Genomic DNA, 17,042 nt, shown 5'->3' with positions numbered 1-17,042 from the left:
GTGCGTCGGTGGGGCTGGAACCGTGTTTCAGCCCCACCGGGGTCAGTGCACAGGCCTTCTACTGGTCCGAAGAGAAGCGCACCGCGCCGCCCGGGATGCGGGCGTCGCACCAGACGCGGACTCCCTCGCGGAGTTCGTTGTCGGGGCCGATGACCGCGCCGTCGCCGACGACCGTGCCGGTGAGGACGGTGCGTTCGCCGATGCGGGCACCGACGCCGATGAAGGAGTCGGTGATGACGGCACCGGGCTCGACGACGGCGCCGGCCAGGACGGTGCTGCCGGTGATCCGGGCGCCCCCGCCGATGCGGGCGCCCTCTCCGACCACCGTGCCGCCGGTGAGTTTGGCGTCGGGGGCCACCGTGGCCGTGGGCAGGACCAGACGGTCGCCGCAGCGGCCGGGGACGGCCGGGGACGGGGCGCGGCCGAGCACCAGGTCGGCGGAGCCGCGGACGAAGGCCTGCGGGGTGCCCAGGTCCAGCCAGTAGGTGGAGTCCACCATTCCCTGGAGGTGGGCGCCGGTGGCCAGCAGCTCCGGGAAGGTCTCGCGCTCGACCGAGACCGGGCGGCCCTCGGGGATCGTGTCGATGACCGAACGGCGGAAGACGTACGCCCCCGCGTTGATCTGGTCGGTGACGATCTCCTCGGGGGTCTGCGGCTTCTCGAGGAAGGCCGTGACGCGCCCGGTGGCGTCCGTGGGGACCAGACCGAACGCGCGCGGGTCCTCCACCCGGGTGAGGTGGAGGGAGACGTCCGCACCCGTCGTCTCGTGGGTCGCCACCAGCGCCGGGATGTCCAGGCCGGTGAGGATGTCGCCGTTGAAGATCAGGACCGGGTCGTCGGGGCCCGAGCTCAGCCGGGACGCCACGTTGCGGATGGCGCCGCCCGTGCCGAGCGGCTCGTCCTCGGTGACGTACTCGATGTGGAGGCCCAGCGAGGAACCGTCACCGAAGTACGGCTCGAAGACCTCGGCGAGGTAGGAGGTCGCCAGCACGATGTGCTCGACGCCCGCCGCGCGCGCCCGCGCCAGCTGGTGCGTGAGGAAGGGGACCCCGGCCGCCGGGACCATCGGCTTGGGCGTGTGCACCGTGAGGGGGCGCAGCCGGGTGCCTCTGCCGCCGACCAGGAGGATCGCTTCTGTCACCTGTCGTCTCTGCTTCCTGCCGGGACCGGCCGAACTGTCTTTCGGCCGGCCAGTGTATGCAGACCGTTCGATGGCGCCTTCGATGGCCGTGCGGTGTCCTTCGACGGGCCTCTGTCGTGACTTCAGGTGATCCCTGCCGGAACCGGCCCGGCCGAACCATGCCGGCCGGGCCTGTCCCGGGTCCTGTCTACCGGCCCTGGTAGCGGGCCGCCGTCGTCCTGGCCGAGCCGAGCTTGCCGTAGAGGAGCCGTCCGGGGCACTCCGTGGCGAATCCGTCCCGATGGCCGGAGATCACGTTCAGTCGTACGTTCTTTCCCTTTCGGTAGAGATTGCCACCGGCCGACTTCAGGTATGTCTTGCCACGCGGATCGGCACCGTAGAGGCCGAGTTTCCATGCCGTGAGCCGGGCGATGGCCTTGAGCGCGGAGTCGGTCGGCTTCGAGGCGCCGAAAGTGCCGATCACGGCGATCCCCATGCTGTTCGTGTTGAACCCGCGGGTGTGGGCGCCCATGACCGCCTTGGTGACGCCTCCGGCCCGGCCTTCGTAGATGTTTCCGCACTTGTCGACGAGGAAGTTGTAGCCGATGTCACGCCAGCCACTGCTCACCACGTGGTAGCGGTAGATACTGCGGATGATCGAAGGGACCTGCGAACAGCTGTACTTGTTGCCCGACGCCGTGTGGTGCACGAAAGCCGCTTTGACCGTCTTCGTATAGAGGAAGCCGCGCTCGCGCAGGTTCTCGTTCGCGCCCCAGCCACGGCGCGTGACGATGCGGGGACGAGGGCCGATGTACGGCATCGCGCGCCGCTCGGCCATGTCGTCGGGGAAGTACGTGCGTTCCGTCTCCTCCCGGGAGAGCGCGGTGATCTCGGTGGCGCCCGCGCCCATGTCGCCGTCCGGCGCGCCCGCGCGCACGCCCCTGGCACGCACACCCGCGGGCGCGCCCCCGGCCCGCCCGGCCGTCCGGGCGTCCGCGCGTGGGGGATCCCCGCCGGGATCGACCAGTTCGAGGCGCAGGCCGCCGGGCAGCCGGAAGTCCGCCGGGGCGGCCACCCGGGCCTCCCCAGGGCTTTCCCGCACACCCTCCTGCGGGCTGTCCGCGGTCTCTCGCCCCGCCCGCCGCGCGTCGACGCGGACCTCGACGCCGTCCGAGTCACCCACCCACAGGGGGGCGGTGGAGCCGTGCACCCGGCGCGACGCGCCTTCGGGGGTGTCCGGGTCGGCGGCGTGCTCGTCGTTGTGGGTCTCGACGTCCTGCCAGTCGGACCAGTGGCCGGTGCCGGTCTCCCGGGTGCGGACCTGGACACGGCCGTTCAGCTCACGGTTCGGGTCGTCCCAGACGACGCCGAGCAGGGAGAACGGCCGTACGCTCCGGCGGGCGAGGCCCTGTTCCGGTGCGGCTGGGCCGATGGCCCGTTCACCGGTGAGCGGGGCGAGGGGCAGGGACTGGGTGCTGCCGGGGGCGGCGGCCTCGGATGTCACCGCCGACGGCCCGGCCTGTGCCGGGGAGGCGGGCAGGGCGAGCGGAAGGGCGAGAGCGGCCGCGCAGCTGACGCCGACCGAGGAAGCAAGGAATCCACGCATGCTCCTGATCCTGGACATAGTCATACATATCTGTCCATCGCGGAATTGACGGACCGTCGGGACCCGCTCCGCCGAACCGGTGGCGCGCTAGGTCCGTGCAGCGCGGCGCCCCCGCGTACGCTTGCGCGCGTGAAAGCCACCGACCGCACCCCCGCCGACCTGCTGCGATCCGCGCTCTCCGAGGACCCGGCGCGTCCTCTGGTGACCTTCTACGACGACGCGACGGGCGAACGGGTCGAATTGTCCGTGGCCACCTTCGCCAATTGGGTGGCCAAGACCGCCAACCTGCTCCAGGGCGAACTGTCCGCCGAACCGGGCGAGCGGGTCGCGCTGCTGCTGCCGGCGCACTGGCAGACGGCGGTGTGGCTGCTCGCCTGCTCCTCGGTGGGCGTCATCGCGGACGTCGGGGGCGATCCGGCCGCCGCCGACCACGTCGTCGCGGGTCCAGGACGGTTCGAGGACGGGCTCGCCTGTTCCGGTGAGCGGATCGCCCTGTCGCTCGCGCCGCTCGGCCGCCGCTTCCCGACACCGCCCGCCGGCTACGCCGACTACGCCGTGGAGGTGCCGAGCCAGGGCGACCGGTTCGCGCCGTACGCGCCGGTCGATCCGGAGGAGCGGGCGCTGGTCGTCGCCGGGGCCGCGTACACGGGCGCGGAGGTCGTGGAGCAGGCCCGCGCCGATGCCCCCGGGCTGGATCTGACGGGACCCGGTTCACGCATCCTGTCGGCGCTCCCGTACGACACCTGGGAGGGCCTGGCCGCGGGGCTGTACGCGCCGCTCGCCACCGGCGGGTCCGTGGTGCTGTGCCGCAATCTCGACCAGTTGGGCGACGATTCGCTCGCCCGGCGGATCGAGAGCGAGCGGGTGACCGCGACGGCCCGCTAGGCGTCGCGTCGCCCCCCGGCGGATCCCACCCCGGGCCCCAGCCGGACAAAGGCCTGCCGGAGCGCCGCCCGGACAACGACCCGGACAAGACACCGACAGCAGCCTGCGAGGGTCCCCGCCCGTGCCGGGCGCGTCCCTCGTTCGGCCCATCACCGGCCCCCCTCACCAGCCGCATCGGGACATGGTCGTAGGAGCAGCCAGACACGCTCGTACGCCATGAGGGGTGGTGGTCCCGACGTGACCGACACCGCAGGCACTCCCTCCGGACGCCCGGAGGGGCCGGGGCTCGGGGCGTCGCCCACCGGGGCCGGGGCCAAACGCCGGCGGCGGCGCTGGCTGCGTCACACGGCGACCGGGGTGGCCGTGGTGGTCCTCGGCGCCATCGGGGTCGGCTGGGCCGCGTACGAGAAACTGAACGGGAACATCACGGCCGACAACGACGCGGCCGCCGAGCTCGCCCGGTACGAGAGGGAACGGCCCACCGCGCTGGTGCGCGACGCGCAGAACATCCTGCTGATCGGGTCGGACTCGCGGTCGGGGGCGGGGAACAAGAAGTACGGCCGCGACTCCGGGACGGAACGGTCCGACACCACGATCCTGCTGCACCTCTCGGCGAACCGGCACAGCGCGACCGCCGTGTCGCTGCCCCGCGACCTGATGGTGGACGTACCGGGCTGCCGCCGCCCGGACGGCACCCGTACCGAGCCCATGTTCGCGATGTTCAACTACGCCTTCCAGGTGGGCGGTTCGGCCTGCACGATCCGTACCGTCGAAAAGCTCACGAACATCCGTGTCGACCATCACATGGTGGTGGACTTCCATGGCTTCAAGGACATGGTCGACGCGGTGGACGGCGTCGAGGTGTGCCTGAGGAAGCCGATCGACGACAAGGCGGCGAAGCTGCGGCTTCCCGCGGGCAAGGTCGTGCTCAACGGCGAGCAGGCGCTCGGCTACGTCCGCGCCCGCAAGAGCATCGGCAACGGCAGCGACACCGACCGCATGGACCGCCAGCAGCAGTTCCTCGGCGCGCTGGTCACCAAGGTGCGCAGCGACGACGTCCTGCTCAACCCGGCGAAGCTGTATCCGGTGCTGGACGCGGCCACCTCCTCGCTGACCACCGACCCGGGACTCGCGAGCCTGCGCGGCCTGTACGACCTGGTTCGCGGAATGCGCGACATCCCCACTGAGGGCATGCGGTTCCTGACGGTCCCCCGGACCTCCTACGTCCTCAACGCCAACCGTGATCAGCTCGTGGAGCCCGAGGCGGCCCGGCTGTTCGCCCGGCTGCGCGCGGACCGGCCGGTGGCGGTCGCCGAGGAACCGCCCCGGAGGCCCGCCCAAGGCCAATCACCGCATTCCGTAAGTCTGTACGGCAACTCCTTCCGCGATTACGAAGAGGAGTCGTCCGGCGACGGAATGTCGATGGTGGCGGGGGGTGCCGGCCTCACCGGGACACCCGATCCGACGCCGACTTTCCGGGGTAACACGGCGGCTCAGGACGCTTGCGGGTAAAGCGCGCGCCAAGGTGGGGAACAGCTGAGCTAAGAAGTCTCGGAGAATGGGGCGGATTGCCCGGTTGTAGGGACGTTGAATTTGTCACGGCCGTCGCTCGCCGCCGAACTTGACGGATAGTGTGAGCGATCCGGTGCACCCGACCACGAGGTCCTTCCTGGGGGTCGCGCACTGCTTGACCGAGACCCGAGCGCCTTTTGAGGGGGAAAGGGCGCCGCGTGGCCCCGACGGAGGATTCAGACAACCGTGGACGCGCAAGGCCGTGGGCGGGCGGACAACATCGACCCCGCAGACCAGTGGGTGCTCAACCCGAACTCCGGTGAATACGAACTGCGACTGACCCCTTCCGGAGCGCAGCCGGGAGTGCCGCGACCGCGGAGGGGAACACCCTCCGCGGCGGCGCGCACCCGAAGCGCTCCGGGCAGGGATCGCGCGGCACCGGGCAGGGAACGTGACGCGCCGGGACGGGAACGAGACGCGCCCGGCACCGATGTGCCGGGGCCGCGCCGGCGGCGCTCGGAACCGCCGGAACCCCTTCCGGGGCGGCGGCGCGGGCGCAACAGGCCGCCCAAGAAGTCGAAGGCGAAGAAGATACTGCTCTGGACCGGCGGCACGATGGCGCTGGTCCTGGTGGCTGTCTCGGGAGCCGCCTACGCCTACCTCAAGCACCTCGAGGGCAACGTCCAGACGACGGACGTCGGCACATCGGGCAAGAGCGGCTTCAGCAAGGACGAGGCCTTCAACCTCCTCATCATCGGCACCGACAAGCGCACCGGCGCGGGCAACACGGGCTACGGCGACAAGAACAGCGTCGGGCACGCCGACACGAACATCCTGCTGCACGTCTCCAAGGACCGGACGAACGCGACCGCCCTGAGCATTCCGCGCGACCTCATCGTCGACATCCCCGAATGCAAGTCGAAGCAGCCGGACGGCACCGAGAAGATCATCCAGGGCACGGACAACGTCCGCTTCAACACGAGCCTCGGCCAGGACGACCGGAACCCGGGCTGCACGATGGACACCGTCAAGGCGGTCACCGGCATCTCGGTCGACCACTTCATGATGGCCGACTTCAACGCGGTGAAGACGCTGACCAGCGCGGTCGGCGGTGTCGAGGTCTGTCTCGCCAAGAACGTCGACGACTCCAACTCGCACCTCAAGCTCTCCGCGGGCAAGCACGTCATCGAGGGCGAGCAGGCCCTCGCCTTCGTCCGCACGAGGCACAGCTTCGGCAACGCGGGCGACCTCGACCGCATCAAGGTGCAGCAGCAGTTCATCGGCTCCCTGATCCGCAAGATGAGTTCGAGCGACACCCTCACCAGCCCCACCAAGCTGATCAAGCTGGCCGAGGCAGCCACCAAGGCGCTCACCGTCGACACCGGCATCGGCAACGTCAGCACGCTCAAGGACATGGCCCTTGAGCTGAAGAAGGTGCCGCCGAAGAACATCACCTTCACCACGGTTCCGGTCGTCGACAATCCCGCCGAGAAGGTCCACGCCACCGTCGTGGTCAAGCCGGGAGTGGCCCAGGGGGTCTTCGACGCGATCCGGGACGACGTCTCCTTCAGCGCGGTGAAAGCGAAGGAGAAGAAGGAGGCGGCCGCGGTGGCCGCCCGTCTCAAGGGCTCCCGTTCCGCAGCGTCCGACATCCGCGTCGACATCTACAACGGCGGTGCCCAGGCGGGCTCCGCACAGGAAACTCTTAACTGGCTGCAGAACACTGAGGGCGTGCTCAAGTCCAGCCAGTTGGGTAACGCGCCCGAAACGCTCGGCAAAACAACCCTGGAGTACTCTCCCGACCAGGCCGACCAGGCACGCAAGCTGGCGGATCTGATGGGGCTGTCCGGTTCCGCGTTGAAGCCCGGCAAGAGCGAGAAGAACTCGCAGGGGCTGCCCGCGATCGTGCTGACCCTGGGCAAGGACTTCAAGGGCGCCGGAGTGAAACTGACCACTCCGACGAAGGCGCCGGACGTGGAGAAGTCCACGGCGGACAAAACGGTGTGCGCGAAGTGACCTAACGGGTCCGTCAAGCGTCCTACAGGACGCGAGACGCGTCCGGCCGGGGCGTGAAAGCGTCCCGGCCGGGACGTGCGACGGACCCGTTTGTCAGGCGCAGGGTGGGGAGAGGCTGAGAGATGGCGCAAAGCAGTGTGCGCGGGGAGGGAGCACGACCACGTGTCCCGCAGGCGGGCGAACTGGGCTGGGACGACAGCATGTACGACGAGGGCGGCGAGCCCGTTCGTACCGCGGAGGACAACCGCGCCCGGCCCGACGGCAACGGTGTCGGCGTCGGCGTTCGTGCGGCCGACGACACCATGCCGCTCAGTACGCAGGGACAGGGCCGGCACGGTGGGGGCGACGACGGAGGGCCGCACGAGAGCGTGGGCCGTCCCCGTCGCAGACGTCGAATACTGCGCTGGTCGGCGATGGTTCTGGCGGTCCTGATACTCGGCACCGCCGGTGCCGGCTATCTCTACTACCAGCACCTGAACGGCAATCTCAAGAAGGACGACCTGAACATCGGCGACGCGAAGGACCGCGCCGCCAAGTCGAAGCCGAACGCGGCGGGCCAGACCCCGCTGAACATTCTCCTGATCGGTTCCGACGCCCGGAACACCACCGAGAACCAGAAACTCGGTGGCGCGAAGGACACGTTCGGCACACCGGCCCGCGCGGACGTACAGATGCTGCTGCACCTGTCGGCGGACCGCAGCAACATGTCGGTCGTGAGCATGCCGCGCGACACGCTGCTCCAGATACCCAACTGCACCGACCCCAACACCCAGAAGACGTACGCCGCGAGCACGTCGCTCACGATGACGAACGACTCGCTGGGCCGCGGCGGCCCCGGCTGCACGGTCGCCACCTGGGAGAAGCTGACCGACATCCACATCGACCACTTCATCATGGTCGACTTCGCGGGTGTGGTGTCGATGGCCGACGCGATCGGCGGCGTCCCCGTCTGTGTGGACGCCAACATCTACTCGCACACCTCCACCGGTCACGGCTCCGGGCTGAAGCTCCAGGCGGGCACGACGTCCGTCAAGGGCAAGCAGGCCCTGCAGTGGCTGCGGACGCGGTACGGCTTCGAGGACGGCAGCGACATCTACCGGACCAAGGCCCAGCACCAGTACATGAACTCGATGGTGCGCCAGTTGCGCGAGAACGCCACGCTGAGCAGCCCGGGCAAGCTGCGGAGCCTCGCGGAGACGGCCACCAACGCGCTGACCGTGGACAAGGGCCTGGGCACGGTGACCAAGCTCTACGACCTCAGCAACGAGCTGAAGAAGGTCCCGACCAAGCGCATCACCATGACCACCATGCCGTGGGTGTACTCCGCCGACGGCAACCGGGTGCTCCCCAAACCGACGGACGCGGACCAGGTCTGGCGGCTGCTGCGCGAGGACATCGCGCTGGACGGCAAGGACAAGAAGGCCCCCGCCCGGAAGACGTCCTCGGATCCGGCCGCGGCGGACGGCGAGATCGCGGTGCAGGTGCGGAACGGCACGCGCACCAGCGCGCTGGCGCCGGTGTCCGGTCGCGCGAGCGCGGTGACCGAACTGCTCGTCGGCAAGGGCTTCACGCAGTCGAAGGCCGACCCGTCGGCGTCGACCGCCGAGGCGACCACGGTGATCCGCTATCCGAGCGCCGATCTGGAGGGTGACGCCCTGCGGGTCGCCAAGGCGCTCGGGATCTCGACGCACGCGGTGGAGAAGTCGGCGGACGTCTCCGGGGTCACGCTGGTCGTCGGCGCCGACTGGCGGGAAGGCACGGCGTACAAGGCACCCGCGGACGACGACTCGACGCCCGCGTCGGCGAAGCTGGACAAGGGCGCGGACACCGGCGCCTGCATGCACGTCAACCCGGACTACACCTGGTCGTAGGACCGGGCCGGAAACCGCGGTTGGGCCCCTCTCGAAGTCGAGAGGGGCCCAACTCATTTATGAACGTGCCCGGTCGGGGCCGACAGCGGACTCGGCCCGAGCCGAAAGCGGGCCCGGCCGCTGCCGGACGGGTTCAGTCGGCCGCCGCTGCCCGACCGGTTCAGTTGGAGCCGCTGAGAACCGCGGGACGCCGGGACGCGATGACCTTCCTGGCCAGCGCCTTCGGGCTGGTGAGGAAGCCCCAGCCCCACGACATGTGCATCGTCGCGAGGGCGACGGGGATCTGGAGCCGGGCCTTCGCGGGCAGTCCCTTGCCCGCGGGCAGCGAGCCGAGTCCTATCGCCGCGAGATAGCCGGCCGGGACTACGAAGCCCCAGGGCGTCAGCGCCGCGCCGACGACCAGGCCCGCCGCGATCGCGCAGACGGCGGTCGGCGGGGCGAGGTAACGCAGGTTGATGGAACCCTCGTGATAGCGGGCGACGACGTGCCGCCAGCGGCCGTAGTCCTTGTACTGCTTGGCGAGCGCCCTGACGGACGGCCGCGGCCGGTAGGACACCCTCAGCTCGGGCGAGAACCAGATGAGTCCGCCCGCCTCCCGGATCCGGAAGTTCAGCTCCCAGTCCTGGGCGCGGATGAACTCCTCGTTGTAGCCGCCCTGCCGCTCCAGGGCCTCGCGCCGGAACACCCCGAGATACACGGTCTCGGCCGGGCCCGCCTCACCGCCGGTGTGGAAGGCCGCGTTGCCCACGCCGATCTTCGACGTCATGGCGGCGGCGACGGCGTGCTCCCAGTCGTTCTCGCCCTCGGCGTGCATGACGCCGCCGACGTTCTGCGCGCCGGTCTCCTCCAGGAGCCGTACGGCGGTGGCGATGTAGTTCGGGGAGAGGATGCCGTGGCCGTCGACGCGTACGACGACGGGGTGCCGGGACGCCTTGATCGCGGCGTTCAGCGCCGCGGGCGTGCGGCCGGTCGGGTTCGGCACCGTATGGACCCTCGGGTCCTCACGGACGAGTTCGGCGGCGATCTCGTCCGTCCGGTCCGTGGAGGGACCGAGGGCGATCACGACCTCCATCTCACCGTCGTACCGCTGGGCCAGGATCGCTTGTACGGCCCCGCGCAGATGCCGCTCCTCGTTGAGGACGGGCATGATCACAGAAACGGCGGGGGACCGCACGTCAGGCTTCTCGCTCATCAGAGCTCACGTTACCGCGAACGGGGGACACGGTCGCGCGCCGCCCGGCGTAAGGACCGGGCCGCAGATCGTATGGGCCTACCGTGCTCACGGATCCCCATGCCGAGCGGATCGCGGCCCCGGCCGGCCCCGCGGAACGCATCCCTCCCCCGTCCAGCCTCGCGGAGGTGTCCCCTCTTGCCCACGCCGCCCCGCTCCCCCGTCCGCCCTCAGCGCCCCCCGCAGCCGCCTCCCGCACGGCGGTCCGCCCGGCGGTCCGACGGGCGGACCGACGGGCGCCCCGTACGCCCCGTACGGCGCAGGAAGCCGCGCTGGGCCATGCGGGCGGTGACCACCGTCTCCGTGGTGGTCCTGGCCTCGGCGGGCATCGGACACGCGGTGCTGAGCAGCCTGGACGCGGACATCGCCCGGGTCGACCCGTTCAAGGACATGAAGAACCGGCCCGAGGGCGGCCACGGCATGAACCTGCTGCTGGTCGGCACCGACGGCCGCGAGAAGATCACCGAGGCGGAGCGGCGGAAGTACCGGCTGGGCGGCGCGCCCTGCCACTGCACCGACACCGTCATGATCGTGCACATCTCGGAGAACCGGGAGCGCGCCAGCATCGTCAGCCTGCCGCGCGACTCCTACGCCGAGGCACCCGCGCACACCGACGCGGTCACCGGCGAACGGCACGGCGCCCACCCCCTCAAGCTGAACGCGGCGTACGCGGAGGGCGGCCCCACCCTGACCGTGCGGACCGTCGAGAACATGACGCACGTGAAGATCGACCACTATCTGGAGGTCGACTTCACCAGCTTCATGAAGACGGTGGACGTGCTCGGCGGCGTCCGTGTCTGCACCGCGCAACCGCTCAAGGACAGGTACACCGGTCTCGACCTGACGGCCGGCTCGCATCTGCTGGGCGGCGGGCAGGCCCTTCAGTACGTACGGTCCCGGCACACCGACGGCTCCTCCGACCTCGGCCGGATGATGCGCCAGCAGCGCTTCCTGGCGGCGCTCGTCGGACAGGCCACGTCGTCCGGGGTACTGCTGAACCCCATGAAGTTCCGCGACGTGACGCGGGCGGTACTGGGCTCGGTGCGGGCCGACAAGGGCTTCGGCACGGACGAGCTGCTGGACCTGGGCCGCGCGATGCGGAACTTCTCCCCGTCCTCGTCCGAGTTCACGACCGTGCCGATCGGGCAGATGGCCTATGCCGTCAAGGGCATCGGCTCGACACTGAAATGGGACGAGCCGAAGTCGAGGAAGCTCTTCCAGGCGCTGCGCGAGGACGAGCCGCTGTCGGCGCCCCGTGCCCCGCGGCCCCGGGCCGTCCGGGTCGCGGTGGCCCCGCAGCAGATCCGGGTCCAGGTCGAGAACGGGACCGCCACGGCGGGTCTCGGACAGCGGGTCGACGGAGCGCTCGCCGCCACCGGGTTCAGGACGACGGGCCGGCCGGCTACGGCCCCGGACCGCGCGGTCCGGCGCACCGTCGTCGCGTACGACCCGCGCTGGGACCGCTCGGCGAAGTCCCTCGCGGCCGCGCTGCCCGGTTCCGAGCTTCGCGCGGTCCCCGGGCAGGGCCCGCTGCTGAAGGTGATCGCCGGTACGGACTTCAAGCGGGTCACGCGAGTACGGGCGGAGGATCCGTACCAGGGGGAGTCCGGGGTGGTGACGGGGGACCAGGTCGTCTGTCCGTGAACCCGTCGGTGCCCGTTGCCGCGGGAAGCCAGTTGGTCTGCCCGCCCGTGACCCGGCGTGTGGAGACCTGGTCGTGGAGACCCAGCCGTGGAGACCTGGTCGTGGAGACCTAGTCGTCGAGGCCTTCCGCCGCGCGCTTCTCGCGGAGTTCCATGATCGCGCGGCGGCGGGCCAGCCGGTGGGTGCGGCGGATCTGCGCCTCCTGGTAGCGGCGTTCGTCGCGCTCGGTCTCGGCGATGACCGGCGGGACCCGGCGGGGCTTGCCGTCGGCGTCGACGGCGGCGAAGACGAGATAGGCCGAGCCGACCTGCTGGGGCGGCGTCGACTCGTTCCAGCGTTCGGCGAGGACCCGGACACCGACCTCCATCGAGGTACGTCCGGTCCAGTTGACCTGGGCCTTCACATGGACCAGGTCACCCACGCGGACGGGCTCCAGGAAGACCATCTCGTCCATCGAGGCGGTCACGGCGGGCCCGCCGGAGTGCCGCCCGGCCACCGCGCCCGCCGCGTCGTCGACCAGCTTCATGATCACTCCACCGTGCACGGAGCCCAGAAGGTTCGTGTCGTTGTGGGTCATGATGTGGCTGAGGGTGGTCCGGGACGCCGAAGTCGACTTGCCCGGTATGTCCGACTCCGGGTTGGGGGCCTGGTCTGTCATGTCCTCCACCTTATGCCGGGGCGCGCGCCCGTCGCTTTGCATCAGCTCTGCAACAGGCGTGACCCAGATCTCCCGGCTCTCTTGTAAGACCCATAGTGGAGAGCTGCACACTGGTCGGCATGAACGATTGGCCTGGGGGCACCTCCCGTCCGAGCGAGTTCGAGGGCGGGGGCGGGTGGCCCGACGACAACCGCGGCAACGGCGGCAACCGCTACGGACGCGGCAGCGCGGGCGCGCAGCCTGAGAGCGCCCGCGTCATGCGACAGGTCCGCCGCGGACCGGCCGCACCCCCTCCGGGCCAGGACGCGCCGCCGTACGGCGGCGGTGTGCCCCGGCAGCCCTCCTACGTCGACGGCCAGGGCTACGACAGCGGCCAGGGTTACGACAACGGCTACAACACCGGCCAGGTGTACGGGAACCCCGACGGACCCGGTGGTCCGCAGGGCCCGGGCGGCGGCGCGTACCCGCAGCGCCCCGCGCCGAACTGGCGGCGCCGGATCAAGTGGACCGCGATCACGCTGGTCACCGCGCTGGTCGTGGTCTCCGTCGGCACGTACTTCTGGGCGGACTCCAAGCTCCACCGTGACGTGGACCTCTCCAAGGTCATAGACCGGCCGGAGACCGGCCAGGGCACCAACTATCTGATCGTCGGCTCCGACAGCCGCGCCGGCCTGACCTCCGCGGACAAGAAGAAGCTGCACACCGGCTCCGCCGAGGGCAAGCGCACCGACTCGATGATGATCCTGCACACCGGGAGCAACGGCTCGACGCTGCTCTCGCTGCCGCGCGACTCGAACGTCACGATCCCGAAGTTCCAGGGCTCCGAGTCCGGCAAGATCAAGGGCCCGCTGGGCCAGAACAAGCTGAACGCCGCCTACGCGTTCGACGGCCCCACGCTCCTGGTCAGGACCATCGAGTACAACACCGGCCTGCACATCGACCACTACGTGGAGATCGGCTTCGCAGGGTTCGCGGGCATCGTCGACGCGGTCGGCGGGGTCGACATGACCCTCGACCAGGGCTTCAAGGACAAGTACTCCGGCGCCGACTTCAAGGCGGGCAAGCAGACGCTGAACGGCGAGCAGGCCCTCGCCTTCGTCCGTACCCGGCACGCGTTCGCCGCGTCGGACCTGCAGCGCACCAAGAACCAGCAGAAGTTCCTGTCCGCGCTGGCCCACCAGGTCGCTACGCCCTCGACGGTCCTGAACCCCTTCAAGCTCTACCCGACGATGGGCGCGGGCCTCGACTCGCTGGTCGTCGACAAGGACATGAGCCTGTGGGACCTGGCCGACATGTTCTGGGCCATGAAGGGCGTCACCGGCGGCGACGGCAAGTCCATGAACATGCCGATATCCGGTTCCGTCGGCGGCAACCTCGTCTGGGACAAGACGAAGATGAAGACGCTGGTGAACGAGCTCAAGAACGACCAGACGGTCACGGTGTCGGGCAACTGACGCACCTCCACGCGCCGTTGCCGGCGAACCGACCCACCGCTCCGTGCGGTGGCCGGTCGCCGGCCCGGCCGTGAGACCCGGGGCGGGACAGCGAAAGGGGAGAGGCACCGGTCCGGTGCCTCTCCCCTTTCGCTGTCGATCCGCGGCCGATCCCACTGCCGCCCGGCCGGCGATCCGCCAGCGATCCGCCGCCAACGGGCCGCGTGCTACGGCAGGTTGCGCGCCATCACGATCCGCTGCACCTGATTCGTGCCCTCATAGATCTGGGTGATCTTCGCGTCGCGCATCATGCGCTCCACCGGGTAGTCGCGGGTGTAGCCGTAGCCGCCGAGGAGCTGGACGGCGTCCGTGGTGACCTCCATGGCGACGTCCGAGGCGAAGCACTTGGCGGCGGCGCCCTGGAAAGTCAGGTCCTTGTCGCCGCGCTCCGACTTGGCGGCGGCCGCGTACGTCAGCTGGCGGGCGGCCTCGATCTTCATGGCCATGTCGGCGAGCATGAACTGGATGCCCTGGAAGTCGGCGATCGGCTTGCCGAACTGCTTGCGCTCCTGGACATAGCCCTTGGCGTAGTCGAGGGCGCCCTGGGCGACACCGAGGGCCTGGGCCGCGATGGTGACGCGGGTGTGGTCCAGCGTCTTCATGGCGGTCGCGAAGCCGGTGCCCTCCTCGCCGATCATCCGGTCGGCGGGGATACGGACGTTGTCGAGGTAGACCTCGCGGGTCGGGCTGCCCTTGATTCCGAGCTTGCGCTCCGGGGCACCGAAGGAGACGCCCTCGTCGGACTTCTCGACGACGAACGCGCTGATGCCCTTGGAGCGCTTCGTCGGGTCGGTCACCGCCATGACCGTGTAGTACTCGGAGACGCCCGCGTTGGTGATCCAGCGCTTGACGCCGTTCAGGACCCAGAAGTCTCCGTCGCGCACGGCCTTCGTCTTCATGCCGGCCGCGTCCGAACCGGCGTCCGGCTCGGAGAGGCAGTACGAGAACATTCCGTCGCCCTTGGCGAGCGGGCCCAGGTACTTCTTCTTCAGGTCCTCGGAGCCGGAGAGGATCACCGGCAGCGAGCCCAGCTTGTTCACCGCGGGGATCAGGGAGGAGGACACGCAGACGCGGGCCACCTCCTCGATCACGATGACCGTCGCGAGGGCGTCGGCGCCCGCGCCGCCGTACTCCTCGGGCACGTGCACCGCGTGCAGGTCGCTGGCGACCAGGGCGTCCAGCGCCTCCTGCGGGAAGCGGGCCTCCTCGTCAACCGCCGCTGCGTACGGCGCGATCTTCGCCTCGGCCAGCGAACGGATCGCGTCCCGGAGCATGTCGTGCTCCTCGGACGGGCGGTACAGGTCGAAATCAGCCGATCCGGCCAAGGTCTCTCACGCTCCAAGTGATGCTGTGCTGGCTGCGCTAACTACCGTTAAGTAACACAAATTTTAAGGGCCTGCCCGCCAGACGGATACGTGAGCTTGGCGACAGGAGGGAAAACCGCCCGTGAAAGCGCTCCCCCACGCCCCGACTATGCTCGGGCGCGCACCGACGCCGCACACCTCAGGAGCACCCATGGCCCTCAAGATCACCGTGATCGGCACCGGCTACCTCGGCGCCACCCACGCCGCGGCCATGGCCGAGCTCGGCTTCGAGGTTCTCGGGCTCGACGTGGTGCCGGAGAAGATCGAGATGCTCCAGCGGGGCGAGGTCCCGATGTTCGAGCCCGGTCTCGAAGAGCTGCTGCGCAAGCACGTGGCCGGGATCGAGGGCTCCACGGGCCGGCTCCGCTTCACCATGGACTGGGCCGAGGTCGGGGCCTTCGGCGACGTCCACTTCGTCTGCGTGAACACGCCCCAGAAGCACGGCGAGTACGCCTGCGACATGTCGTACGTCGACGCGGCCTTCGAGTCGCTGGCGCCGCATCTGCGCGGTCCCGCGCTCGTCGTCGGCAAGTCCACCGTGCCGGTCGGCTCGGCGGCCCGACTGGCCGCCCGGCTCGTCGAGCTCGCGCCCGCCGGTGCGGACGCCGAGCTGGCCTGGAACCCGGAGTTCCTGCGTGAGGGCTTCGCCGTGAACGACACGCTGCACCCCGACCGGATCGTGGTGGGCGTGCGCAGCGAGCGCGCCGAGAAGCTGCTGCGCGAGGTCTACGTGACGCCGGTCGCCGACGGCTCGCCCTTCGTGGTGACCGACTTCCCGACCGCCGAGCTGGTGAAGACCTCCGCGAACTCCTTCCTCGCCACCAAGATCTCCTTCATCAACGCGATGGCCGAGGTCTGCGAGGCGGCCGACGGTGACGTGGCCAAGCTGGCCGAGGCCATAGGGCACGACGAGCGGATCGGGAAGAAGTTCCTGCGGGCCGGGATCGGCTTCGGCGGCGGCTGTCTGCCCAAGGACATCCGGGCCTTCATGGCGCGCGCCGGCGAGCTGGGCGCCGACCAGGCGCTGACCTTCCTCCGCGAGGTCGACACCATCAACATGCGGCGCCGCGGCCAGATGGTGGAGATGGCCCGTGAGGCGCTCGGCGGCGGTTCGTTCCTCGGCAGGCGGGTCGCCGTGCTCGGCGCGACCTTCAAGCCGGACTCGGACGACGTACGCGACTCGCCGGCACTGAACGTCGCCGGGCAGATCCACCTCCAGGGCGGCCAGGTCACCGTCTACGACCCGAAGGGCATGGCGAACGCCAAGCGGCTCTTCCCGACGCTCGGGTACGCCGACTCCGCCGTGGAGGCCGTCCGGGGCGCCCATGTCGTCCTGCACCTGACGGAGTGGCGCGAGTTCCGCGAGCTGGACCCGGCGACGCTGGGCGAGGCGGTCACGTCCCGGGTGCTGCTGGACGGGCGCAACGCGCTGGACCCGGAGACGTGGCGCCGGGCCGGCTGGACGTACCGGGCGATGGGGCGGCCCACCGCCTGAGACCACCGCCGACGGGCGCCTTCGGGGCGCCCGTCCAGGTCTGACGCGGACGACGCCGGTCCGGCCGAGGCTCAGTCGGCCGGACCGGCGTCGGTTGCATTCTGCACCACTTGGCTGTGCGGTGACCGGAGACCTCCGGACTTCGTC

At 70.2% G+C, this 17,042-nt stretch carries 12 protein-coding genes; 7 read left to right on the top strand and 5 right to left on the bottom strand.

Going from position 1 to position 17,042, the window contains the following annotated elements:
• Positions 1–58: 58 nt before the first annotated feature.
• Positions 59–1,141: a sugar phosphate nucleotidyltransferase gene (locus ACFYW8_RS39845; RefSeq protein WP_389090577.1), complete on the bottom strand. Its 1,083-nt coding sequence runs from the start codon at positions 1,139–1,141 to the stop codon at positions 59–61.
• Positions 1,142–1,328: 187 nt separating this feature from the next.
• The gene (locus tag ACFYW8_RS39840; RefSeq protein ID WP_389090572.1) at positions 1,329–2,726 is read right to left on the bottom strand and encodes a peptidoglycan recognition protein; all 1,398 of its coding nucleotides are present in this window, start codon (positions 2,724–2,726) and stop codon (positions 1,329–1,331) included.
• Between the two features lie 129 nt (positions 2,727–2,855).
• Between ACFYW8_RS39840 and ACFYW8_RS39835 the strand changes: the two genes are divergently transcribed.
• From ACFYW8_RS39835 to ACFYW8_RS39820, 4 genes are all read left to right on the top strand, one after another.
• Positions 2,856–3,611 carry a TIGR03089 family protein gene (locus ACFYW8_RS39835; RefSeq protein ID WP_389090567.1) on the top strand — a complete coding sequence of 252 codons (756 nt, stop codon included), beginning with the start codon at positions 2,856–2,858 and terminating at the stop codon, positions 3,609–3,611.
• Between the two features lie 216 nt (positions 3,612–3,827).
• Complete coding sequence (locus ACFYW8_RS39830) at positions 3,828–5,123, top strand: LCP family protein (RefSeq protein ID WP_389090563.1); 1,296 nt, start codon at positions 3,828–3,830, stop codon at positions 5,121–5,123.
• 246 nt (positions 5,124–5,369) lie between these two features.
• On the top strand, positions 5,370–7,139 hold the full coding sequence (locus ACFYW8_RS39825; RefSeq protein WP_389090558.1) for an LCP family protein: 1,770 nt from the start codon (positions 5,370–5,372) through the stop codon (positions 7,137–7,139).
• Positions 7,140–7,261: 122 nt separating this feature from the next.
• Complete coding sequence (locus tag ACFYW8_RS39820; RefSeq protein WP_389090554.1) at positions 7,262–9,010, top strand: LCP family protein; 1,749 nt, start codon at positions 7,262–7,264, stop codon at positions 9,008–9,010.
• 160 nt (positions 9,011–9,170) lie between these two features.
• Here ACFYW8_RS39820 and ACFYW8_RS39815 read toward each other — a convergent pair whose 3' ends face one another.
• Entirely contained in the window at positions 9,171–10,202 is a 1,032-nt protein-coding gene (locus tag ACFYW8_RS39815) for a glycosyltransferase family 2 protein (RefSeq protein WP_365880635.1), read from the bottom strand.
• A gap of 318 nt (positions 10,203–10,520) precedes the next feature.
• On the opposite strand from ACFYW8_RS39815, the gene ACFYW8_RS39810 reads away from it, so the two are divergent.
• Entirely contained in the window at positions 10,521–11,885 is a 1,365-nt protein-coding gene (locus ACFYW8_RS39810; RefSeq protein ID WP_389090549.1) for an LCP family protein, read from the top strand.
• 109 nt (positions 11,886–11,994) lie between these two features.
• Here the strand turns inward: ACFYW8_RS39810 and ACFYW8_RS39805 are convergent, their stop codons facing one another.
• On the bottom strand, positions 11,995–12,543 hold the full coding sequence (locus tag ACFYW8_RS39805) for an acyl-CoA thioesterase (RefSeq protein ID WP_389090545.1): 549 nt from the start codon (positions 12,541–12,543) through the stop codon (positions 11,995–11,997).
• Between the two features lie 119 nt (positions 12,544–12,662).
• Between ACFYW8_RS39805 and ACFYW8_RS39800 the strand changes: the two genes are divergently transcribed.
• Positions 12,663–13,997, top strand: a complete 1,335-nt coding sequence (locus tag ACFYW8_RS39800; RefSeq protein ID WP_389090542.1) for an LCP family protein — start codon at positions 12,663–12,665, stop codon at positions 13,995–13,997.
• Positions 13,998–14,203: 206 nt separating this feature from the next.
• Here ACFYW8_RS39800 and ACFYW8_RS39795 read toward each other — a convergent pair whose 3' ends face one another.
• A complete protein-coding gene (locus tag ACFYW8_RS39795) occupies positions 14,204–15,361 on the bottom strand; it encodes an acyl-CoA dehydrogenase (protein ID WP_389090540.1) in 1,158 nt (385 codons plus the stop codon).
• 190 nt (positions 15,362–15,551) lie between these two features.
• Between ACFYW8_RS39795 and ACFYW8_RS39790 the strand changes: the two genes are divergently transcribed.
• Positions 15,552–16,895 carry a UDP-glucose/GDP-mannose dehydrogenase family protein gene (locus ACFYW8_RS39790; protein ID WP_365880625.1) on the top strand — a complete coding sequence of 448 codons (1,344 nt, stop codon included), beginning with the start codon at positions 15,552–15,554 and terminating at the stop codon, positions 16,893–16,895.
• Positions 16,896–17,042: the final 147 nt, after the last annotated feature.

It is taken from the genome of Streptomyces sp. NPDC002742, assembly GCF_042888885.1.
Lineage (GTDB): Bacteria > Actinomycetota > Actinomycetes > Streptomycetales > Streptomycetaceae > Streptomyces.
This window is presented reverse-complemented; position numbering and strand designations above follow the sequence as displayed.